Here is a 21,566-nt window from a genome sequence, read left to right on the forward strand (position 1 = left end):
GTGCTCCGTCTCGTGAACCTCGCGGCGAAGGCCGCCCTGATCGGCCTGCTGCTGTTCGCGGTCATCCGCCCCGACCTGCCGCAGTTCGCGGGCAAGGCGATGACCGCGCGGCTGTTCACGTTCGGCTTCTCGGCCGTGCTGCTGCCGCTGGTCTGGCTCGTGCTGCGGCCGAAGCGGCCGTATCCGCACGCCATCGACCTCTGCCTGGTCGCGCCGTTCCTGCTCGACACGGCCGGCAACGCGCTGGACCTCTATGGCGCCGTCGAGTGGTTCGACGACGCCATGCACTACCTGAACTGGGTGCCGTGGGTGACGGCGTTCGGGCTCGCGCTCGTGACGTTCGCGCCGCCGATCCCGCGCTGGGCGCTGTTCGGCGTCGTGCTCGGGTTCGGCGCGGTCACGCACATCCTGTGGGAGCTGGGCGAGTTCGTCACGTTCATCCGCGGCGGGCCGGAGGAGGCGACCGCCTACCGCGACACGCTCGGCGACCTGACGCTCAGCCTGTGCGGGTCGCTCACCGGCGCGCTGATCGTCACGCTCGTAGCTTCGCGCTCACCGTCGTACCGGCGAACGTCGCCTTCACCGTCACGCGCTTCCCCTTCTTGACCTTGAAGTCGACGGCGACCTTGCCGGACCTGCCGACCTTGGCCGTCTTCTTCGTGGCGCCGAGCTTGAAGGTCGCCTTGCCGGACGCGCCGGTGGTGAGGGTCGCGCGCAGACCGCCCTTGCGCTTGGCGAGCTTGAGCTTGAGCGTGGACGCGGTCTTGGACCCGCCGGCGGAGGTGGGCTGCGTGTGCGTCGGCGGCTGCGGCGCGGCGGTCGGGACGGGGACGTCGGCGGGGCCCCAGTCCGGGTGCTTGGCGCCGGCCGCGAGCAGGACGCCGGGCGCGCCCGGCGCGCAGCTGTTGGGGATGCTCGTGACGTAGACGCCGTCGTCGGTGCCGTAGGCGAACGCGCGGCCGCTCGGGGCCATGGTCGTGCTGCGGAACTTGCTGCCGGTGAGCTCCCAGCACTGCTCGGCGGTGCGGACGTTCGGGTGGTTGGTGAACGGCGTGTGGTCCCAGTTGGGCGCGCCGAACGGGCTCATCGTGGTGCGGTAGACGCGCAGCTTCTCGTCGGAGAAGCCGGCGATGCCGATCGCGTACTGCAGGTCGCGGCCCAGGTCCATCGCGATCACGCCGAGGCCCTGCTGGTCGTCGTAGAACCACGGGTCGACGGGCGGGTTCGGGCCGCCGAGCTCCGTGAGCACGGCGTCGTCGTTGAGGATGCCCGACGGGTCCGAGCGCAGCAGCGTGTCGTCGTCGAGCCAGCTGGGCCACATCCAGCCCGACAGCAGGCCGTAGGTCTCGAACGGCGTGAAGCCGTCGCTGCTGGAGACCAGCGTGCCGTGCGAGAGCTTGTAGGCGACGCACGGCGGCACGGTCGTCTCGTTGCAGCCTGGCGCGCTCTCGTAGCTGTCGTTGAAGTACTCGTACGCGACCTTCGTGCCGTCGGGCGAGAGCTGCGGGTTGAAGGGGCCGTGGAACTTGTTGACCGGGCCGGGCGTGGGGGCGCCGTCCGAGATCGGCGTCAGGAAGTCGGCCAGGACCTTGCCGTCACGGGAGAGCTTGTGCAGGCGCTCCCCGGGCGCGAGGGCGATCATCGTGCCGTCGTCGGCCTGCGACACGGACGAGTACAGCCCGGTGGTCGTGACCTGGACCGTGCGCGCCCCGTCGGGCGTGGCGAGGAAGACGTTCCCGCCCTGCACGTAGGCGATCGAGTCGGCGAACGCGGGACTGGCGACGGCGAGGGTCAGAGCGGCGGTCAGCAGCGAAAGGCGCAACATGGCGCCGATCGTGCGGCGTGAGGCTTGCCCGGAGGTTGCCCGCGTCTTGTCGAGGCCGCACCCCCGCGCCGGCGAGTTGTTCCGCCGGCGCGAATCGGGTGCGTTCCTACGAGCTGCTGGTGGCGCCTGAGGGCGTTTCGCTCGGCGCTTCATCGCCCTTATCGGGCGGGTTGCGTCAGGTCATGAGCGCTCCGCGAGCCGCCTGGACCTTCGACGCATTCGGGCCGAGTCCTGCCGCCCGGGAGCGTGCCGGCACGAGCTCGTGACGGCCGTCGTCGAGCACGACCAGCCCACCGTGCACGAGCCACGACGGGTCCGCGCTGAGCAACGTCGCCTTCGCGCGCCACTCGGCCTCGACCGCCGTGGGCGCGAGCGCGGTCGCCTGGACGACGCCCGTGAACGCCGGCCATCCCGTCGCCGGGTCGAGCAGGTGATGCGCGGGCCGGCCGGCCGCGTCCAGCCAGGACCGCGTGCCGATCCCGCTCGTCGCCACCGCGCCATCGTGGACCTCGAACACGTGCAGGCCCGGCCCGCCGAACGGGTCGGTGACCTCGAGCGTGCGCCGGCGCCCGGCGAAGCGCAGGTCGCCGCCGCAGTCCACGGCCAACGGACCGTCCGCGGCCTCCGCGAGCAGGTCGGCGAACAGCCCCTTGGCGAGCCCGCCGGAGTCGAACGCGAGCCCGGGTGGACGGCGCACGAAGAACGAGTCCAGCGAGCGGATGAGCGTGAAGCCGGGTCGCTCCGACCGCGGCCGGGCGGGCTGGCGGGGCGGCGCCAGCGCGAGCGCGACGTCCAGCGGGACGGGCGTGCCGAGGTCCGTCCGGTAGCCGGCGGCCTCGATCTCGTGCAGCAGTGTGCCGTCGACGAGGCCGCCGGTCGCGGCCGCCGCGTCGTGGATCGCGGTCAGCAGCCGCGCCATGTCGGCGCTGATCGGCACGACCTCGCGGGGATCGCGGTTCAGGCGCGAGAGCTCGGAGTCCGGGCGAAAGCGCGAGAACTGACGGTGCCAGGCCTCGAGTCGGCGGCGCGCCGCGAGCTCGTCGCCGCCCCACACACCGCAGCGCGAGCCGAAGCAGTCGAACCTCACGACGTCACCGCCTTCGGCGTGGCCGGCGTCATCCGGCGCACGAGCAGCGCGGCCGTCGGCAGGACGACCATCGCGAGCGCGACCAGGAACCAGGCTTCGCCCGCGTCCGTGCCCGCGCCGACCGCGTGCACGACGCCGAACACCCACGCGAGCGCCGTCCAGCGATGCAGCATGCGCCAGCGCGCGACGCCGATCTTCGTGCGGAAGTAGTACGACACGCCGAGGAGGAAGAGCATCCAGCCGCCGACGATCCCGAGCCCGCTCCAGAACGGCCGGTAGTCGATCATGAACGGGATCGTGATGTCCGCCAGCGACGGCTTGAGGTAGCTGTCGCCCAGCAGCGCGAGCGCGTGCACCACCAACGCGACGAGCGTGCCCAGAGACAGCGCCTCGTGCATGACCCGCAGGTCCTTGCGCTTGCTCATCCGGCCGCCCATCAGCAACCCGAGCGCGACGGCGGCGCTCGCCGCCAGCAGCGCGGAGATGCCCGCCGCGCGGCTCGTGATCCAGAAGAAGTGCTCGCTCATGACTGGCCCGTGGAGAGCGAGGCGCCGTCGTCGGACGACGTCGAGTCGTCCGAGTAGGTGTCCTCGGAGTACGTGTCGGTGGAGTCCGTCGGGGTCGTCGTCTCCGCGGGCGTCGTCGTCTGGGCCGCGCTGGACGTGTCCGCGCCCATCGAGCCGTTCCACGCGACCACGCCCCAGGCGAGGACGAAGGAGGCGACGACGGCGGCGATCACGCGTTGGCGGATCGCGTTGACGCGGCGCGCGCGGGCGGCAAGCAGCTCCTGGGCACGTGAGGTCATGCACCCAGACTCGTCACGCCGGCCGAGAGCGCTCTGCGAAGAGCCTGAGAGGATGCTGGGGATGCCGGTCCTCTTCGACCTCGACGGCGTGCTGGTCGACTCGCGCGCGCCCTTCCTCACGAGCCTCAACTACGCCTTCGACAAGCTCGGCCTGCCGCGGCGCGACCCCGAAGCGCTGTACCCGTACATCGGCCCGCCGTTCAAGGTCGCCTTCCCGGGGCTGCTCGGCGTCGCGCCCGACGATCCACAGGTCGACGCGCTCATCGACGGCTACCGCGAGCGCTACGCGACCGCCTCGCTCGAGGAGACCACGGTCGCGCCGGGCATCGCCGAGGCCCTGGAACGCCTGGACGGCGAACCGCTCGCCGTCGCCACCTCCAAGCCGCGCGCGTTCGCCGAGCCGTTGCTGGAGGCACTGGGCCTGCGCCACCACTTCGCGGCGATCGCCGGCCCGGAGCTCGCCGCTCGCGACGAGCCCAAGGCCGTCACCGTCACCCGCGCGCTGGAGCTGCTCGGCACGACCAGCGCGGTGATGATCGGCGACCGCCGCTTCGACGTCGAGGGCGCCCACGCCAACGGCATCCAGTGCATCGGCGTGACCTGGGGCATCGGCACCCGGGAGGAGCTCGAGACGGCCGGCGCCGACGCGATCATCGACGATCCGCTTGAGCTCGATCCGGCCCTGCGCGTAATGTCCCGCCCGTGATTGCGACGTTCAACCTGTACACGGTCTCGCTGTTCCTCCACATCAGCGCCGCCATCGTCGGCCTCGGCGCGACCTTCGCGCTCTCGATCGCGTTCCCGCTCGCGCTGCGGATGAAGGACCCACGGCACCTGCTGTTCATGCACAAGCTGAACCTCGAGGTGATCACGAAGCTGGCCAGCCCGGCGCTCGGGCTCATCCTCATCACCGGCATCGTGCAGGTCCTGGACAGCGACTTCATCGGCTTCGGCGACCCGTGGATCAGCATCGCGTTCGTGCTCGTGATCATCATCGGCGGCATCCAGGGCGCCTACTTCACGAAGACCGACCGCAAGCTCGCGGCGCAGATCGAGAGCGAGCTGGCGGGCGGCGCGACGGAGCTCTCGCCCGAGTATCAGCAGGAGGCGCAGCGCGAGGGCAGCATGGGCGCGCTCACCGGCCTGCTCGTGCTTGCGACCGTCGCCGTGATGGTGTTCAAGCCAGGCGCGTAACTGGCGACTTGAGCGCCAGCGCGGCGAGCTCGGCAGGCGGCATCGGGCGGCCGATCAGGAAGCCCTGGCCGTAGTCGCAGCCGCTCTCGGTGAGGAGGCGGTGCGCCTCCTCGGTCTCGATGCCCTCGCCGACGGCCCGCAGGCCGAGGTTGTGGGCGAGGTCGACGATCGTCTGCACGATCGTGGCGGCCTCGGGGTCCTCGTCCATGCCGAGGATGAAGGACTTGTCGATCTTGAGCTCCTGGACCGGCAGCTCACGCAGGTAGGAGAGCGACGAGGAGCCGGTGCCGAAGTCGTCGAGCGAGAGCTCGATGCCGAGCTCGCCCAGCTTGCTCATGATCTCGATCACGCGCACCGGGTCGGCGGCGACGATCGTCTCGGTGATCTCCAGCAGCAGCATCGACGGGTCCAGCTCCCACTTCTCGAGCAGGGCCTTGACGTCGACCGGCAGGCCGAGGTCGAGCAGGTTCGGGGCGCCGAGGTTGACGGCGACCGGGAGGCGGAGGCCGGCGGCCTGCCAGCGGGCGCACTGGCCGAGCGCGTCGTCGAGCACGCGGAGCGTGAGCGGGCGCATGAGTCCGGTCTGCTCGGCGAGCGGCAGGAACGCGCCCGGGCCGAGGAGGCCGAACTGCGGGTGCTCCCAGCGCACGAGCGCCTCGGCACCGCGGACGCCACCGTTCTGAAGATCGAACTTGGGCTGGTAGTGCACGACGATCTGGCCGGACTCGATCGCGTCCGGCAGCTCGCCGATGAGGGCGAGGCGGGCGCGCGAGTGGCCGTCGCGGGAAGCGGAGTAGACCTCGTAGCCGACGCCGCGGCTCTTGGCCGAGTACATCGCGATGTCGGCGCGCTGCATGAGCGACTCGACGTCGCGGCCGTGCTCGGGGAACATCGCGATGCCGACGCTGGCGCGCACGAGCATCGTCATGCCCTGGAAGCGGAACGGCTCTTCGATCGCCTCGCCGAGCTTGCTCGCCATCACCTCGGCGGCCTCGACGGTGGTGTCGAGCGGCATCAGCACGGCGAACTCGTCGCCGCCGACGCGGGCCACGAGGCCGGCGCCGGGCGCGACCGCTTCCAGCCGCGGGCCGATCTCCCGTAGAAGCCGGTCGCCGGCCTGGTGGCCGAGCGTGTCGTTGAGCTCCTTGAAGTGGTCGAGGTCGATCAGCAGCAGCGCGAGCTTGGTCTTGGCGGCGCGCGCGGCGGTGGTCGACTCGTCGAGGCGCGCGAACAGCTTGCGGCGGTTCGCGAGGCCGGTGAGCGGGTCGTGCAGCGCGTCGTGCTCGCGCTGGGCGGCGAGCGCGCGCAGCTCATCCTCGAGCTCGCGACGGTCGGTCGCGTCGCGCATGTTGAGCACGAAGCCGCCGACGCTGGCGTCGTGCAGGCGGTTGGCGGCGACGACGTCGAAGTGGCGGTGCCCGCCCGCGCCGTGCGCGAGGCGCAGCGTCAGGCTGCGGCGGTGCTCGGGCTTGCCGGCGGCGTCGGCGAAGTAGCTGTCGAGCGCGGGACGGTCGTCCGGGTGCACCAGGTCGTGGACGCGGGTGCCGACGATCGCGGCCGGGTCATGGCCGAGCACGCCGCGGATCGACTCGGCCTGCCAGCGCACGCGCTGGTCGTCGCCGACGATCGTGACGACGTCGGTGGAGTTCTGGACGATCGAGTTCAGGCGGCGCTGGATCGTCTCGGACGCGCGCAGCGCGACGAGCAGGGCCTGGACGAGGATCGGGGCGAGCGCCACGGCGGCGACGCGGGCCAGGTCGGCCTCGAACTGCGCTTCGCCGCGACCGGCGTGCGCGCCGAGGAGCGCGGCCATCCACAGCGCCCAGCGCGCCATCGCGCGCGGAAACCCGCCGTAGAGGCTGCGGAAGAGGAGGCCGAGCAGCGGCAGCATCGGGTCGCCCGGCGCCACGTGCAGGATCAAGAAGATCGCGTAGGCCTCGAACGGCTCCAGCGCGAGGACGAAGCTGCGCCGTCGGTAGCCGATGATCCAGTACACGCCGAGGGCGACCGAGAGCACGATGCCGCCGGCTTTGGCCGCGGGGCTCGCGTGGCCCGTGGGGATCGCGACCGCCGCGAGGACCGCGCCCGCCACGGCGAACACGAGGAAGAGCAACCGGAAACGCGAGAACGGCGTTTGCGGCAGCTTGATGGCGGACGGGCGGATCACCTTGTTCAAAGGTTTCGGACAAATGGCCGAGGTCTTTAGTCGAACGTGCGATTTGGACCGGTCCCGTCCACTTTTCTGTCGAGCGTGACCGAAATCACATTCAAGTTCTCTCAGTGGTCGGTCGATGGGTGCGTGAACGCGACCAACTGGTGGGGGACGAACATGCCGACTGCTGAAGAGCGCCTGGCGATCTTGGATGAAGTGCTGACGGAGGCCGCGGGCAAGGGCCTGCTGCAGCTCTCGCCCGACGACGACGGGCCGTTGGACGGTCGCACGATCTCGCTCGACGGTCGCTCGGTCGTGAGCTTCGGCTCCTGCAGCTACCTCGGCCTGGAGCTCGATCCCCGCATGAAGCAGGCGACGATCGACGCCGTCCTGCGCTACGGGACGCAGTTCTCGAGCTCGCGCGGGTACCTCTCCTCGCCGCAGTACATCGAGCTGGAGGCGCTGCTGAGCGAGCTGTTCGGCGGCCACGTGCTCGTCACGCCGACGACGTCGCTCGGGCACCTGTCGACGCTCCCGGTGCTCGTCGACTCCACCGACGCGGTACTGCTCGACCACCAGGTCCACGCCTCGGTGCAGATGGCGGCCAACCAGCTGCGCGTGAAGGGCACGACCGTCGACCTGGTCCGCCACAACAACATGGAGCGGCTGGAGGCGATGATCCAGCGCCTCTCCAAGGATCATGACCGCGTCTGGTACATGGCCGACGGCGTCTATTCGATGTTCGCCGACCTCGCGCCGTTCACCGAGCTGCGCGCGCTGCTGGACAAGTACCCGCAGCTGATGCTCTACGTCGACGACTCGCACGGCGTCGGCTGGGCGGGCAAGCACGGGCGCGGCCCGGCGCTCGACGTCCTCGGCGGCCACCCGCGCGTGATCGCGGCCTGCTCGTTGAACAAGTCCTTCGGCGCCGCCGGTGGCGCGATCGTCTTCCCCGACGCCGAGCTGCGCCGGCGCGTGAAGACCGGCGGCGGGCCGATGATGTTCTCCGGCCCGATCCAGCCGCCGCTGCTGGGCGCGGCGATCGAGTCGGCCAAGATCCACCTCTCGGACGAGCTGCCGGAGCTGCAGGCCGCGCTGCGCGAGCGCGTCGCGCTGTTCACGTCGCTGTGCGCCGATCACGGGATCCCGCTCGCGACCAACGACATCACGCCGATCCGCTACGTCCCGCTCGGCCTGCCGGTCGTCGCGCACGACGTGATCAAGGAGATCCTCGCGGACGGCTACTACACGAACCTGGGCACGTTCCCGGCGGTGCCGATGAAGCACGCCGGCGTGCGCATCACGCTGACGCTGCACCACACCGAGGCGGACATCCGCGGGCTCGTCGCGTCGTTGGCGAAGCACGTCCCGGCCGCGCTGGAGCGCGCGGGCGAGGCCGCCCAGCGCCGTCACGCGAAGATCGTGGGCGAGCATGGCCCGGCGCTCGCGATCGAGCACCACACCGCGGCGTCCGCGCTGAACGAGGCGGAGTGGAACGCACTCCTGGGTGAGCGCGGCACGTTCACCGTCGACGGCCTGCAGTTCCTCGAGCGCGCCTTCGGCACCCCCGGCGAGCGGCCCGAGGACCAGTGGGCGTTCCACTACTACGTCGTGCGCGACCGCGCCGGCAAGGCCGTGCTGGCCACGTTCTTCACCGCCGCGCTGTGGAAGGACGACATGATGGCCTCGGCCGCCGTGTCGGAGCTGGTCGAGCAGCGGCGCGCCGAGGACCCGTACTACTTGACCTCGACGACGTTCGCGATGGGTTCGCTGCTGACCGAGGGCGACCACCTGTACCTGGACCGCAACGCGGACTGGAAGGGCGCGCTGGACCTGCTGATGGCGGCGGTGTCGGAGGACGCGCGTGTGGCCGGCGCCGGGACGATCGTGTTCCGCGACCTCTACGCGGCCGACATCGAGCTGGCCGAGGCGGTGCGCGAGCGCGGCTACGTGAAGACGTCCCTCCCGCAGTCGCTCGTGTACGAGCCCGTGGACGGCGGCGACGAGGAGTGGCTCTCGAAGCTCTCCGTGAAGGCGCGCGTGCACCAGCGCAAGGCCGTGCTGCCGTTCGACGACGCCTACGAGGTCGAGTGGCTGCGCGCGGGCGGGCGCGAGGTGACCGACGCCGAGCTCGACCACCTGTACGGGCTCTACCTCGCCGTGCAGGCACGCGGGCGCGACCTGAACTCGTTCCCGCTGCCCAAGGGCTTCCTGCGCGACATGCTCACCCACACCTCGTGGGAGCTGATGACGCTGCGGCTGAAGGAGACCGGCGCGGTCGTCGCGTTCGGCGCGCACTTCGTCGGCACGCGCCACTACGCGCCGATGGTCGTCGGGCTCGACTACGACTACACGCGCTCGCACGGCGCCTACCGCCAGGCGCTGCGCAACGCGGTCCTGCGGGCGCGGGAGCTGGGCTCCAAGCGCGTGCTGCTGGGCATGGGCGCGACGTTCGAGAAGACCCGCTTCGGCGCGCACGTGCAGGACCGCGTCGCCTTCGCGCAGGCGAGCGACCACTACTCCTCCGAGGTGCTGGCGGCGCTGGCCGCCGACTCACACGGCGCCTGAACTTAAACGTCCTGGACGTTTAAGTTCAGCGGTTGTGGTTGACGGCCTCCACGTTGTGGCCGTCGGGATCGAAGACGAAGGCCCCGTAGTAGCCGGGGTGGTAGACGGCGCGCTCTCCGGGCGCGCCGTTGTCCTTGTAGCCCGCCTCCGTGGCGGCCGCGTGGAACGCGTCGACCGCGGCGTTCGTGGGCGCGCTGAAGGCGATGTGGACGTGCTCGGTCACCGGCGTGCCGCTGACGTAGGAGACCGACCCGCCGTCGGTGAGGACCTGGACGTGGTCGGGCTCGTCGACGCCGAGCTGGTGCCCGGTGGCCAGGTAGAAGGCTTTCACGGCGGCGACGTCGCTCGTGCGCAGCCACAGGTGGTCGATGGCGCCCGTCTCGAGCTTCCGGCCGGTGTGGACCGCCTCGACGCTGTTGCCGTCGGGATCGCGCAGGAAGGCGCCGTAGTAGTCGTCGCGGTACTGCGGGCGCGGGCCGGGCGCGCCAGCGTCCTCGTAGCCGGCCGCGACGCCCGCGCGATGGAAGGCGTCGACAAGCGCGTGGGTCGGCGCGTAGAACGCGACGTGGAGGTTGCGCGTCACCGGGCCGTCGGTGCCCAGGGCGAAGTCACCCCACTCGGCGTACTCGGGATCGTCGTAGCGCTCCAGGCCCAGGACGGACAGGACGGTGTCGTAGAACCGCTCGGACGCGCCGCGGTCCGCGACGCGGATTCCCACATGATCGATCACGCACCTATTGTGCGCTGAGCAGGAAGTCCACTAACCGGTCGAGGTCGGGCGGGCTGATCCGGGTCGCGAAGTCCTCCGGCATCAGGCCGCCGCGCGTGGGGGCGACGATCTTGGCCACGACGTAGGCGCGGTCCTTGCCCTGCAGCGAGAGGCTGAGGTCCGGCCCGATCGGCGCTTCCGAGTTGGCGGACTTGAACGCATGGCAGCCGCCGCAGCCGTTCGCGACCCAGACGTCCAGGCCGCTCCGGGCGGGGCGCGTGCTCGCGGCGGTCGTGGTCGCGGACTCGCCTCCGCCCGCGAAGGCGGCGATCGTCATCGCCGCCCCCGCGCAGGCGAGGCCACCGGCGGCGAGGGTGGTGGCTCTCACGCCGCCTGCGGTTCGCGGGAGTGCTCGCTGCGGCGCCGCGCCAGCAACAGCAGCGCGGCCAGCGCGAAGGCCAGGCCGCCGAGCACGAGCCAGGTGACGCTGAAGCCCCCGTCGTCGGCGGGCGTCTGCGCGGCGGCCGGCGCGCTCACGGGCTCGCCGATCTTCACCGGCGGGAACGTGTGGAGGTGGGAGATGAACCCGTCGTCGACCTCGTAGCTCCACGTCCCGGCGGTCGGGAACGTCACGCTGACGGCGTACACGCCCGGCGTGCCGGTCGGCTTGGCGGCGAACGTCTTGCTCGCGTCGCCGTTGCGGATCGTCAGCGTGGGCTGCAGGTCGTCCAGCGGCGTCCTTCCGTGCTGGAGCACGGTCAGCTGCACGTTCCACGGGGCCCCGGGCTGCACCCCGGCGGGGGTCGAGCTCAACCCGACCGTGGCCCACCCGCCGGCGAGCGCGGTCGACGCGAACAGCAGCCCCGCGAGCAGGGGAAGAGCGATCAGCAGACGGCGCACGGTGCGCCTCCTTTCCTCGAACACCCCCTATACGCCCACCGCGCCCGAGAGGTTCCCTGCACGGAATCCGCCCGAACTTAAACGTCCTGGACGTTTAAGTTCGTAGGGATGCGGACTGTCATTGCCGTGCTCTTCGCGCTGCCCTGGATCGGGTGGGCGCTGCTGCGTACCGTCGGGGTCGAGGTGCCGTTCCCGCTGGTGGCGGCGATCGCGTTCACGCCCTACGCGGCGTTGACCTCGCCGCTGCCCGTCGTGCTCGCGCTGATCCTGCGGCGCAAGGGCGTGGCGATCGTGTCCGGGGTGGCGGCGCTGGCGTTGGCGTTCGCGATGGTGCCGCGCGCCGTGGCCGGGCCGCAGCCCGAGGCGAAGGGGCCGCGGCTCGTGGTGATGACGTCGAACCTGTGGCTCGGGCGGGCGAACGTGCCGGCCGTGCTGGAGATCGCGCGCGAGCACGACGTGGACGTGCTGAGCGTCCAGGAGCTGCGGCCGAAGATGCTGCCCAAGTTCGAGTCCGGCCAGTTCCCGCACCGGATCCTGCTGCCCGACGCGGGCGCGGCCGGCGCGGGGCTGCTGTCGAAGTACCCGCTCGCGTCGTCCGGCGGTGAGCTGCAGCCGGAGGCGGTGTTCACCGTCGAGGGCGCGCCGCCCGTGCGCATCAAGGCGGTCCACCCGCGGCCGCCCGTGACGTTCTCGGCCGCGCCGGACTGGCGGCGGGCGATCGAGGCGCTGCCCAGCTCCGACGGCGCCGGCGACGTGCGCATCCTCGCCGGCGACTTCAACGCCACGCTCGACCACCCGGAGCTGCGCGCGCTGCTCGACCGTGGGTACACCGACGCCGCCGACGCCACCGGCGAGGGCTGGACGCACACCTGGCCGGCCGGGACCAAGTCCGACCGCGCGCTGCCGCTGACGATCGACCACGTCCTGGTCGACACGCGCGTGCGTGTCGAGAAGGTCACGGTCGTCGACGTCCCCCGCAGCGACCATCGCGCGGTGATCGCGGTACTGCGGCTCCCGGCCGGATGAGAACGGTCGTTCGACGCGCAGTCGGTTCGCTTCCGACACGCGGTCGGTAGGACGGAGGCCCTCCGGTCAGCAGAATCCTCCTCAGGAGAAAGGGTGCTGCACACACACTCCGAATCCCGGCTTCTCCTCCCAGGGATTCGGATTCCGGTGGCGGACTCTCCCCGGCCAGGCCTGGACAACCTGGCCGGGGACTCCGCATCACAGACACCGAGGTGGACAGCAAGGCAACGACGACGGGGCCCCGGGACGGGCCCCGTTTTCGTTTAACCGTCCATCCCCGGAGCGGCGGAGCGCCCCGGGACGCTCTAGGCGGCGAGCGCGAGCTGCGGGCGCGGCGGGGAGAACTCCGCCTGCAGCGTGTGCAGCAGGCCGCGCAGGCCGGCCGGCTCGGTGGCGATCGCGCGCTGGCGCGTCGCGCCCGGGTCTCCCGCCAGGTGGGCGAGCAGCTGCAGCTCGCGCTCGCAGCCGAGCTCACGCGCGTGCGGCCAGCAGGCGTCGACCAGCGTCGCCAGGCGCCCGGAGGCGGGGACGCAGCGGTCCCGGTGCGGATCGAGCAGCTGCGCGTGGATGCCGTCGCGCGCGGCGAGGAAGCGGTTCTCGTCGAGCACCTCGGGCGCGTGCGCGAGCTCGGGCTCCGCGCAGGTGCCGAGCGCCTCGCAGCGCACGAGGCACTGGACGAGCGCGACCAGAGCCGCCGTGTCGCGGATCCGCGTCTGCGCGTCCATCACCCGCACCTCGAGCGTGCCGAGCTTGGGCTGCAGGCGCACGTCCCACCAGATGAACGTCGGCTCGGGGATCGCGCCGCAGCGGATCAGGATGTCGATCGCGTCGACGTACTCCGCGTAGGAGGAGAACTCGCGCGGGATGCCCGTGCGCGGGAAGGCCTGGAAGACCGGGGTGCGCGCCGAAGCCAGCCCGCTGTCGCGCCCGCGCGTGAAGGGCGAGTTGGCCGACAGCGCCAGCAGCACCGGGATGTGCGCGCGCATGCCGTTCAGCGCGCGTACCGCGAGCTCGGCGTCGGGCACGGCGACGTGTACGTGCAGCGCGAACGTCGGCTCGCGCCGGGCGAGCTCCCGGAGCGACTGGTGCAGGAACTGGTACCGCGCCCCCGGGGAGACCTCGACCTCGTCGGCGGTGACGAGCGGATGCATGCCGGCGACCGCGGCGCGCAGCCCGAGCGACCGCACGACCCCGGCCAGCCCGGCGCGCATGGAGCGCAGCTCGGCGGCGGCGTCGCTCACCCGCGCGTGCGGCTGGGTCGCGAGCTCCAGCGCGAGACCGTGCGTCTCACCGCGCGCGTGCTCGACGAGCTCCTCCGGGAGGATGCGCAGCACGTCCTCCGAACGCCAGGCGGGCGACCCGTCGACCTCCAGCAGCATCACTTCTTCTTCGACACCGACCGTCCACGGTGCTGCGGTCGTCTTCCAGTTCGCCCACGATGCCGAAGCCATCTACGCAGGGTGATGCGGGGGCGGCTCCGCGTGTTCCACCCTGCGGTCCAGAGTTCGCGGGTGAACGTTGTACGAGCGGTCGTGGCCGAGGTGCCCGAGCGATCGTACATTCGAAGCCATGAAGCGTGGACGTCCACCACAGATCGTGGCTTATGGAGGAGGCGGCTTCTCCATGGAGCCGAACAATCCACTCCTCGACGAGTACGTTCTCGGGCTCAGTCGACGCAAGAAGCCGAAGGTCTGCTTCTTTCCGTCCGCCAGTGGGGACGCTGATCACTACGTCGTGCGCTTCTACAGGCACTTCTCCAGCGAGATCTGCGATCCGTCGCACATCTCGCTCTTCCGGCGCGACTGCGGACCGGGATCGGTGCGTGAGCACCTGCTCAAGCAGGACATCATCTACGTCGGTGGCGGATCGATCCTGTCGCTGATGGGCGTCTGGCGCGCCCACGGCATCGACGAGGATCTGCGCGCTGCCTGGCAAGCGGGTGTCATCCTTGTCGGCGTGTCCGCCGGCTCGCTCTGTTGGTTCAACTCAGGCCTCACCGCCTACCACCATGACGCGAAGCCGTACGAAGGCCTCGGCTTCCTCTCGCACTCGAACGCGGTGCACTACGACGAGGAGTCGGATCGGCGCCCGGCCTACCACCAGGCGCTGAGAGACGGGATGCCCGGCGGATATGCGGCTTCGGACGGAGCCGCCCTGCACTTCATCGGTGACGACCTGCATCGCGTGGTCCTCTCGCGCCCGAAGGCTCGCGCCTATCGGGTCGAGGTCGCGGGCGAGGACGTCGTCGAGCATCCGCTGGAGGCCACCTATCTCGGCGAGCGACCCAAGCTCGAACTCGCAGTCGCAGCTGCCTGAGAGGCGGCCCACGATCCTCGCGATGGGCGGGGGCGGCTTCACCATGGAGCCGGAGAACCCCGCCCTCGACGATTACGTGCTCGGGCTGGCGAGCGCGAAAGTGCCGAAGATCTGCCTGCTCCCCACCGCCTCGGGCGATGGGGAAGCGCAGATCCGGCAGTTTCACGCCACCTTCGGCGGGCGCGGCTGCGAGCCGATGCACATCTCGCTCTTCCGCCTCGGCAGCCGGCCGATCCCGCTACGCGAGACGCTGCTCGAGCAGGACATCGTCTACGTGGGCGGCGGCTCGATGCTCGGGCTGCTCGCCGTCTGGCGCGCGCTCGGGCTCGACAAGATCCTGCGCGAGTGCTGGGAGTCGGGCGTGATTCTCGCCGGGCTGAGCGCCGGCGCCATGTGCTGGTTCGAGTGGGGCGTGACGTCCTCGCTGGGCTCGCCCGCGCCCTCACCCGGGCTCGGGTTCCTCGGCGGGTCGCTGTCCGTGCACATGGACGGTGAGCCCGCGCGCCTGCCGGTCTTCCGCACGGCGATCGCGGACGGCTCGATCCCGGCCGGCTACGCCGCCGACGACGGTGTCGCGCTGGTGTTCCGCGGCGACGCGCTCGACGAGGTCGTGTCCTCGCGCCCGAACCGCCAGGCGGTGCGGATCGCCGCCGACGGGACCGAGGAGCCGCTGACGCCGCGCCTGCTCGCCCGTCCGGACCGGTTCGGCGACGAGGCGGACATCGCCGAGTTCCGGGCCGTGCGGGCCATGCGTCACTAGCGGGGCACTAGGACCAGTCGACCTGCTTGGAGCGGTGGAACTTGACGCCGAGGGTGTCGAGCGCCGCTCCGTGCACGGCGAGCCGTCCCCGGAAGTCCTCCCAGTCGCGCGTGCCCGACCAGCCGACCTCGGCGGTCGCGAGCAGCCGCGGGAAGATCATCTCGTCCAGGTCGTCGCGGGTCTCGGTGGTCTCCGACCACAGCGCGGCCTCCACGCCGACCACCTCGGCGCCGTCGATCACGGCGTCCGGGTCCCAGTCGTAGGCGTCGCGGACCTCGACCGCGCCCGCCCACGTCAGGCCGAGCCGCGTCTGGTCGTCGTACTTCTGGTCCAGGTAGGTGTGCGGCGCCGGCGACATGATCAGCGGCAGGCCCTGCTCCGCCGCCGCGCGGGCGGGCTTCGCGTCGGACCAGTGCTGGACGATCGTGCCCGCCGGGAGCTTGGCCACACCGGCCTCCTCCCAGACGATCGGCCGCTTGCCGTGGGACAGCACGAGCGAGCACGCGTCCCACATGAACTGCGCGTAGTCCTCGTGCTCGAGGCCTTCGACCTCGTCGCCGCCCAGGTGGAAGTACTCGCCGGGGATGGCCGCGACGACGTCTCCGAGGAAGCGATGGACGACCTCGGCGCGCACGTCGAGCGAATGGCCCGGGCTGCTCCAGGTCGTGAACGGCTCCGGCGCGGGCTTGCCCCACAGCTCGGGGTACGCGCGCAGCGCGGCGTTCACGTGGCCGGGCACGTCGACCTCGGGAACCACCGTGATCGAGTGTTGCGCGGCGTGGTCGACGATCCGCTGGTAGTCGGCGGCCGTGAAGCAGCCACCCGCGCCGCCGCCGACCTGGGTCTCCGCGCCGACGGTCGTCAGGTTCGGCCAGCCCGGGATCTCGATCCGCCAGCCCTGGTCGTCGGTGAGGTGTAGGTGCAGGACGTTGAGCTTGTAGAGCGCGGCGAAGTCGATCAGCCGCAGCACGTCCTCCACGCCGAAGAAGTGGCGCGCGACGTCGAGCATCAGCCCGCGCCAGCCGTACCGGGGCGCGTCCTCGATCCGCAGCGGCGTCGACGTCTCGCCGAGCTGGAGCAGGGTCGCGCGACCGCGCGCCTCACCGGCCGCGTCGGCGGCGCCGAAGGTCACGCCGGAAGCGCCGATCTCGATCCAGTAGCTCTCGGGCCGCCCTTCGGAGCGGACGCACTCGACGTCCACCGGCAGGGCGACCGGCTCGCCCGGCCGCGCCTCGAGCACGGCCGGGGAGGGGATCAGCACACGGGCTCCTAGGCGGGGGACGGCTCGTTGCCGCCGCGGCCCTTGACGACCTTCGTCGCCACGAGCGCGGCCACACCGGCACCGACGACGACCGGAATCCGCTTCACGATCGGCGTCTTCTTGGCCACCTTGTAGACGGCGGTGCCCTTCGCGGCCTTCCGGGCGCCCTTGGCGCCGCCCTTCGCCGCCTTGGTGGCGGTCTTGATCTTCAGGTAGTCGACCGCAAGCTCAGCGACCTGCTGCTTGCGGCTCTTCTGCTTTCTGAGGGCCATCTGGAGAAACTACCCCGATCGCCCCCGGGCAAGCACCTAGAGCGCAGCGAGCACCTTCGGCGCGACCTGCTTCTTGCGGCTCATCACGCCGGGCAGCGGGATCACGTTGTCCTCGGCCGTCTGGCCGAACGCGTGCTCGAGCGGGCCGGAGTCGCCACTCACGTAGAGGTCGGTGTCCTTGGCCAGGATGTCCGTGACCATCAACGCGTAGACCGCGTAGCCGTTGCGCTCGCGGACGCGCTCCATCGCCTCCATCAGCTCGGCCTTGCGGCCGTCCAGGCCCTGGCCGACGGTCTCGACCTGCGCGATGCCGATCGTGTGCCCGCCGCCGACCTCGTACTCCTTGAGATCTCGCGAGACGATCGCGTCGGCCTCGACGCCCTCGAGGTCGGAAGTGGCCTCGAACATCTCGCGCCCGAACTGCATCGGGTCGATCGCGAGCACGCGCCCGAGGTACTCGACGGCACTCCAGTCGCGCTCGGTCGTGGTCGGCGAGTTCAGGATGACCGTGTCCGACATGATCGCGCCGAGCAGCAGCAGCGCGGAGGAGCGGCTCGGCTCCATGCCGTTCTGACGGAAGCGCTCGATCACGAGCGTGGACGTGGAGCCCACGGGGTCGAAGGTCGCGCGGACCGGCACCGTCGTCTCGATCGAGCCGATGTGGTGGTGGTCGAGGATCTCGACGATCTCGGCCTGCTCGACGCCCTCGACGCTCTGCGCCTGCTCGGCGTGGTCGACGAGCAGCACGCGCCGCGGCCGGGGCGAGACGAGGTCCGTGCGCGTGACGAGCCCGATCGGCTTGCGCGCGGCGTCGACGCACACGGCGGCCCGGTAGTGGACCTCCTTGACCTCGTCGGCGACGTCGGAGAGCAGGTCGTCGGGGCGGACCGTCAGCGGCTCGGGGTCCATCAGCGCGCGGCACGGCGCCGACAGGGTGATCATGCGCGCCGTGACGTAGCTGTCCAGCGGCGAGGCGACGATCGGCACGCCGCGCTTGTCGGCCAGCGCGATCGTATCGGCCTCCGGGCGCGCGCCGTTGGAGACCACGAGCAGGCCGACGCCGAGCTCGATCGCCGCCCGCTGCGCCGCCTCACGGTTGCCGACGACGGCGACGTCGCCCGGCCCGATCTCCGACGGGAGCGCGCCGATGTCCATCGCCATGCACCAGATCTGGCCCGAGACCTCGGCGTCGTCGCCGGTCAGGAGCTCGCCCTGCAGCACCCGCACGATCGCGCTCACGTTCGTGGGCGCGTCCAGCTCGGACGGCTCGCGCGACTCGCGGATGTAGCGGCGGGCGAGCGCGCGCTCGGTCATCACGCCGGACAGCGTGCCGTCGGCGCCGACGATCGGCACCAGGTCCAGGTCCTCGCGGGCCATCAGCCGGCCGACCTCGCGCACGGGCTCGGTCGAGTCCACGAGCGGCGAGTCGCGGCGCATCACGTCGCGCACCCGCAGCATCACGTGGGGCAGGAACTCGGGGTCCTTCGCCTTCGAGCGGTCCAGCACCCAGCGCGTCTGGGTGTTGACGTCGCCCAGGCGCACGGGCACGTAGGCGTTGTGCGGATCCACGCGGCCCATGAGCTCGGCGTAGCCGACCGCGGCGGCGATCGAGTCCGTGTCCGGGTTGCGGTGACCCGTGACGTAGATGACAGGAAGAGCGGCGATGGCCGATCAGCATACGAGCGCGGCTCTCCGAGCGGCTCGGCCATCCTGGCCGAGCCGCGGGAGAAGGTGACGCCCTTGACAGGAGGGGGGTCCCGAGCGGGCGCCTGTTCCGGTCCTCGCCGCGCCATACGCACCCCGCCTCGCACGGGTTCGAACATAAAGAGGGACAGTCCCTCTTTAGGTTCACGCCGCTGCGGATGGGACCATCCGTTCCGTGCTCGTCGCCGCGCTCGTGATCGCCGGGGTGCTCGCCGCGGTGCTGGCCGTGGTCGGCGAGCGCCTGCGGCGTGAGAGCGCGCGCGCCGACGCGGCCGAGGCCGAGCACGCGCGGCTGATCGCGGAGCTGATGCGCAAGGAGCGCGAGCTGGCGGAGCTGAAGCCGTTCCGCGCGCGGGTCGAGCAGGCCCCGGACTGGATCTGGACCGCCGACGGCGAGGGCACGATCACCTACGCGAACACGCCCGCGCTGCCCGTCGGCAGCACGGTCGAGCAGCCGGGCCGGGCGGGCGTCGTCCGGCGCGGCGAGCGCACCGTCGATACCCGGTCGGTGCCGCTCGACGGCGGCTGGCTCGGCGTGGACCGCGACATGACCGAAGCGGTGCCCGCGCGGGTCGCGGTCGTCCGGCGGCCGGTCGTGGACGGGCGCCGCGAGGTGGTCGGGTACGAGCTGGTCGGGGACGGCAGCGTCCTGTCGTCGTTCCCGCCGGAGGAGCTCGTCGCGCTCGCGGCCGGCCGTCCGCTGTGGCTGAGCCTGGACGGCGATCCCGCGCCGGCGCTCGCCGCCCACGGGCTCACGCTCCAGCTCACCGCGGACACGTCGGTCGCGCACGCGCGGCACCTGCGCGAGGCGGGGTTCACGCTCGCGCTCGACGGCTACGAGGGCCCGTCGCCGCTGCTCGACGAGTGCGCGACGGTGAAGGTACGCGCGGAAGGCCGGTCCGACGAGGCGCTGCAGGCGCTGATCGCCGAGCCTGCCGCGCGGGGGCTGACGCTCGTGGCCACCGACGTCGACGACGCGGACGAGTTCACGCGCTGCCGCGTGCTCGGCTTCAGCCACTTCCAGGGGGCGTTCTTCGCCCGCCCCCGCGGCGGCGAGGGACCGGGCACGGGCGCGCTCGCGTCGCTGCAGGCGCTCGGGGAGCTGACCGTCTCCGACGCGTCCTTCGAGGACCTCGAGCGGATCATCGGCGCCGACGTCGGGCTCTCGCTGGCGCTCATCCGGCACGTGAACTCCGCCTACTTCGCGCTCCCGCGCAAGATCGACAGCGTGCGCGAGGCGCTGACGCTGCTCGGCACCCGCGCCGTGCGCCGCTGGGCCACGGTGGTCGCGCTCACGGCTGCCGCGGACGTGCCTGACCAGGTCATCGCGCTCGCGCTCCTGCGCGCCCGCATGTGCGAGCTGCTCGGCGCCAATGAGGACGACCGCGACGGGCTCTTCACCGTCGGCCTGTTCTCGGTCGCGGACGCCCTGCTGGACGCGCCGATGGAGCAGGTGCTGGCCGCTTTGCCGCTCTCAGATGAGATCACGGGCGCGCTGCTGCGTCACGAAGGGCGCCGAGGGCGCATCCTGGGAACGGTGCTGCGCTACGAGCAAGGCCGCTTCCCGACGGACGCCGCCGACCCCGCCGACCTCGCCGAGGCCTACCTGGACGCGCTGCGCTGGGCGGACGACACCGGACGCTGGCTCGCGTGAAGCTGCCGCTGCGGATCAAGCTCACGCTCGCGTTCACGGGCGTGATGGCCGTGCTGCTCACGGCCGCGGGGATCGCGCTGAGCGTGCTGGTCGCCGGGAGCCTGGACGAGACGATCGACGAAGGCCTGCGCGCGCGAGCACGTGACGCCTCGGCCCTGGTCAGGACGCGCACGCTCAGCGACACGGGCGAGCCGTACGCGCAGGTGCTCGATCTCGAAGGCCGCGTGCGGTACACGACGCGCGAGGCGGGCCGGAGGCCGCTGCTCGAGCCCGCCGACGTGCAGCGGACCCAGGCCGGCGACGTGATCGTGACCTCGCGCCGCAACGACACGGATCTGCGCCTGCTCGCGAGCCGGGTCGACGGCGGCGAGCAGATCCTCGTCGTGGGCGAGCCGCTGCTCCAGCGCCAGGAGGCGCTCGGCGCGCTGCACGCGCTGCTGCTGATCGGCGGCCCGCTCGCGCTGCTGATCGCCTCGGCGGTCGGCTACGCGCTGGCCTCCGCCGCGCTGCGCCCGGTCGAGCGGATGCGCCGGCACGCGGCCGCGTTCACCGCCGCGGAGACGAGCGAGCGCCTGCCCGTCCCGCCCGCCAACGACGAGATCGGCCGGCTCGGCCGCACGCTGAACGAGATGCTCGACCGCCTGCAGGTGGCCTTCAAGCGCGAGCGGGCGTTCGTCAGCGACGCCTCGCACGAGCTGCGCACACCGCTCGCGATCCTGCGGACGGAGCTCGAGCTCGCGCTGCGCGGGGAGCACACGCGCGAGGAGCTCGAGGACGCGCTGCGCTCGGCGGCCGAGGAGTCCGAGCGGCTCTCGCGGCTCGCCGAGGACCTGCTCGTGATCGCCCGCTCCGACCAGGGCCGGTTGCCCGTCCGGCCCGAGCCGATCGAGGCGGGCGAGCTGCTCGCGCGCGTCGCCGTCCGCTTCCGCACCCGGGCTCGCGCGGAGGGCCGGCCGCTGGAGCCCGATCCCTCCCCGGGCGTGACGCTGGACGCCGACCCGGCGCGGATCGAGCAGGCGCTGGCGAACCTCGTCGACAACGCGCTGCACCACGGCAAGGGCACGGTCCGGCTGTGGGCGCGCAGGGTCGACGGGTTCGTCGAGGTGCACGTGAGCGACGAGGGCACGGGCTTCCCCGAGGAGTTCCTCCCGCGAGCGTTCGAGCGCTTCACCCGAGCCGACGAGGCGCGCACGCGCGGCGGGACCGGGCTCGGCCTGGCGATCGCGGCGGCGATCGCCACGGCGCACGGTGGGACGGCTCATGCGGCCAACGGAAACCCCGGCGCCGACGTGTGGATTTCGCTTCCGTCAACATGAAGACCGTTCTCATGAAA

Annotated in this window: 21 protein-coding genes; 9 read left to right on the forward strand and 12 right to left on the reverse strand. The window is 71.8% G+C overall.

Annotated elements, in window-relative coordinates:
- Positions 1-606, forward strand: a complete 606-nt coding sequence (locus OJ997_RS10050; RefSeq protein ID WP_270024953.1) for a DUF2238 domain-containing protein — start codon at positions 1-3, stop codon at positions 604-606.
- Here the strand turns inward: OJ997_RS10050 and OJ997_RS10055 are convergent.
- The 4 genes from OJ997_RS10055 to OJ997_RS10070 all read right to left on the reverse strand — a co-directional run bounded on the left by OJ997_RS10055 (position 533) and on the right by OJ997_RS10070 (position 3,717).
- Positions 533-1,825 carry a TolB-like translocation protein gene (locus OJ997_RS10055; protein WP_270024954.1) on the reverse strand — a complete coding sequence of 431 codons (1,293 nt, stop codon included), beginning with the start codon at positions 1,823-1,825 and terminating at the stop codon, positions 533-535. The genes OJ997_RS10050 and OJ997_RS10055 overlap by 74 nt on opposite strands.
- Positions 1,826-2,000: 175 nt before the next feature.
- Positions 2,001-2,912 (reverse strand): FAD:protein FMN transferase, encoded by a 912-nt coding sequence (locus OJ997_RS10060; protein WP_270024955.1) that lies wholly within the window; start codon positions 2,910-2,912, stop codon positions 2,001-2,003.
- The gene (locus OJ997_RS10065; RefSeq protein WP_270024956.1) at positions 2,909-3,439 is read right to left on the reverse strand and encodes a ferric reductase-like transmembrane domain-containing protein; all 531 of its coding nucleotides are present in this window, start codon (positions 3,437-3,439) and stop codon (positions 2,909-2,911) included. Before OJ997_RS10065 ends, OJ997_RS10060 begins: the two co-directional genes overlap by 4 nt.
- A complete protein-coding gene (locus OJ997_RS10070) occupies positions 3,436-3,717 on the reverse strand; it encodes a hypothetical protein (RefSeq protein WP_270024957.1) in 282 nt (93 codons plus the stop codon). Before OJ997_RS10070 ends, OJ997_RS10065 begins: the two co-directional genes overlap by 4 nt.
- A 61-nt stretch (positions 3,718-3,778) precedes the next feature.
- On the opposite strand from OJ997_RS10070, the gene OJ997_RS10075 reads away from it, so the two are divergent.
- Together OJ997_RS10075 and OJ997_RS10080 are read left to right on the forward strand one after the other, a co-directional pair.
- Entirely contained in the window at positions 3,779-4,423 is a 645-nt protein-coding gene (locus tag OJ997_RS10075) for an HAD hydrolase-like protein (protein WP_270024958.1), read from the forward strand.
- Positions 4,420-4,911: a DUF2269 family protein gene (locus OJ997_RS10080; RefSeq protein WP_270024959.1), complete on the forward strand. Its 492-nt coding sequence runs from the start codon at positions 4,420-4,422 to the stop codon at positions 4,909-4,911. Before OJ997_RS10075 ends, OJ997_RS10080 begins: the two co-directional genes overlap by 4 nt.
- Here the strand turns inward: OJ997_RS10080 and OJ997_RS10085 are convergent.
- Positions 4,895-7,078 (reverse strand): putative bifunctional diguanylate cyclase/phosphodiesterase, encoded by a 2,184-nt coding sequence (locus OJ997_RS10085; protein ID WP_270024960.1) that lies wholly within the window; start codon positions 7,076-7,078, stop codon positions 4,895-4,897. The two genes, OJ997_RS10080 and OJ997_RS10085, sit on opposite strands and share 17 nt — an antisense overlap.
- 84 nt (positions 7,079-7,162) lie before the next feature.
- On the opposite strand from OJ997_RS10085, the gene OJ997_RS10090 reads away from it, so the two are divergent.
- On the forward strand, positions 7,163-9,631 hold the full coding sequence (locus tag OJ997_RS10090; RefSeq protein WP_270024961.1) for a bifunctional aminotransferase class I/II-fold pyridoxal phosphate-dependent enzyme/GNAT family N-acetyltransferase: 2,469 nt from the start codon (positions 7,163-7,165) through the stop codon (positions 9,629-9,631).
- Between the two features lie 25 nt (positions 9,632-9,656).
- Here the strand turns inward: OJ997_RS10090 and OJ997_RS37495 are convergent, their stop codons facing one another.
- The 3 genes from OJ997_RS37495 to OJ997_RS10105 are packed head-to-tail and all read right to left on the reverse strand — an operon-like array spanning position 9,657 to position 11,240.
- Positions 9,657-10,361 carry a VOC family protein gene (locus tag OJ997_RS37495; protein ID WP_270024962.1) on the reverse strand — a complete coding sequence of 235 codons (705 nt, stop codon included), beginning with the start codon at positions 10,359-10,361 and terminating at the stop codon, positions 9,657-9,659.
- Between the two features lie 4 nt (positions 10,362-10,365).
- Entirely contained in the window at positions 10,366-10,728 is a 363-nt protein-coding gene (locus tag OJ997_RS10100) for a c-type cytochrome (RefSeq protein WP_270024963.1), read from the reverse strand.
- Positions 10,725-11,240: a FixH family protein gene (locus OJ997_RS10105; protein WP_270024964.1), complete on the reverse strand. Its 516-nt coding sequence runs from the start codon at positions 11,238-11,240 to the stop codon at positions 10,725-10,727. Before OJ997_RS10105 ends, OJ997_RS10100 begins: the two co-directional genes overlap by 4 nt.
- A gap of 108 nt (positions 11,241-11,348) precedes the next feature.
- On the opposite strand from OJ997_RS10105, the gene OJ997_RS10110 reads away from it, so the two are divergent.
- Entirely contained in the window at positions 11,349-12,266 is a 918-nt protein-coding gene (locus OJ997_RS10110) for an endonuclease/exonuclease/phosphatase family protein (protein WP_270024965.1), read from the forward strand.
- Between the two features lie 305 nt (positions 12,267-12,571).
- Here OJ997_RS10110 and OJ997_RS10115 read toward each other — a convergent pair whose 3' ends face one another.
- Positions 12,572-13,717 carry a carboxylate-amine ligase gene (locus OJ997_RS10115; RefSeq protein ID WP_270024966.1) on the reverse strand — a complete coding sequence of 382 codons (1,146 nt, stop codon included), beginning with the start codon at positions 13,715-13,717 and terminating at the stop codon, positions 12,572-12,574.
- Between the two features lie 67 nt (positions 13,718-13,784).
- On the opposite strand from OJ997_RS10115, the gene OJ997_RS10120 reads away from it, so the two are divergent.
- Together OJ997_RS10120 and OJ997_RS10125 are read left to right on the forward strand one after the other, a co-directional pair.
- Positions 13,785-14,582 (forward strand): Type 1 glutamine amidotransferase-like domain-containing protein, encoded by a 798-nt coding sequence (locus OJ997_RS10120; RefSeq protein WP_270024967.1) that lies wholly within the window; start codon positions 13,785-13,787, stop codon positions 14,580-14,582.
- 22 nt (positions 14,583-14,604) lie between these two features.
- Positions 14,605-15,342, forward strand: coding sequence for a Type 1 glutamine amidotransferase-like domain-containing protein (locus tag OJ997_RS10125; protein ID WP_270024968.1), 738 nt, complete (start codon positions 14,605-14,607; stop codon positions 15,340-15,342).
- A 7-nt stretch (positions 15,343-15,349) separates the two neighbouring features.
- On the opposite strand, the gene OJ997_RS10130 is transcribed toward OJ997_RS10125, so the two are convergent.
- The 3 genes from OJ997_RS10130 to OJ997_RS10140 are packed head-to-tail and all read right to left on the reverse strand — an operon-like array spanning position 15,350 to position 18,540.
- Positions 15,350-16,603: a family 20 glycosylhydrolase gene (locus OJ997_RS10130; protein ID WP_270024969.1), complete on the reverse strand. Its 1,254-nt coding sequence runs from the start codon at positions 16,601-16,603 to the stop codon at positions 15,350-15,352.
- Positions 16,604-16,611: 8 nt separating this feature from the next.
- Positions 16,612-16,875 (reverse strand): hypothetical protein, encoded by a 264-nt coding sequence (locus OJ997_RS10135; RefSeq protein ID WP_270024970.1) that lies wholly within the window; start codon positions 16,873-16,875, stop codon positions 16,612-16,614.
- A gap of 36 nt (positions 16,876-16,911) precedes the next feature.
- Complete coding sequence (locus tag OJ997_RS10140; RefSeq protein WP_308213571.1) at positions 16,912-18,540, reverse strand: putative manganese-dependent inorganic diphosphatase; 1,629 nt, start codon at positions 18,538-18,540, stop codon at positions 16,912-16,914.
- 214 nt (positions 18,541-18,754) lie between these two features.
- Between OJ997_RS10140 and OJ997_RS10145 the strand changes: the two genes are divergently transcribed.
- Both OJ997_RS10145 and OJ997_RS10150 read left to right on the forward strand, forming a co-directional pair.
- Positions 18,755-20,233, forward strand: a complete 1,479-nt coding sequence (locus tag OJ997_RS10145) for an HDOD domain-containing protein (protein WP_270024971.1) — start codon at positions 18,755-18,757, stop codon at positions 20,231-20,233.
- Positions 20,230-21,549, forward strand: coding sequence for a sensor histidine kinase (locus OJ997_RS10150; protein WP_270024972.1), 1,320 nt, complete (start codon positions 20,230-20,232; stop codon positions 21,547-21,549). The genes OJ997_RS10145 and OJ997_RS10150 overlap by 4 nt, the downstream gene beginning before the upstream one ends.
- The last annotated feature ends 17 nt before the right edge of the window (positions 21,550-21,566 follow it).

The sequence above is a fragment of the Solirubrobacter phytolaccae genome, from assembly GCF_027587195.1.
Classification (GTDB): Bacteria; Actinomycetota; Thermoleophilia; order Solirubrobacterales; family Solirubrobacteraceae; genus Solirubrobacter; species Solirubrobacter phytolaccae.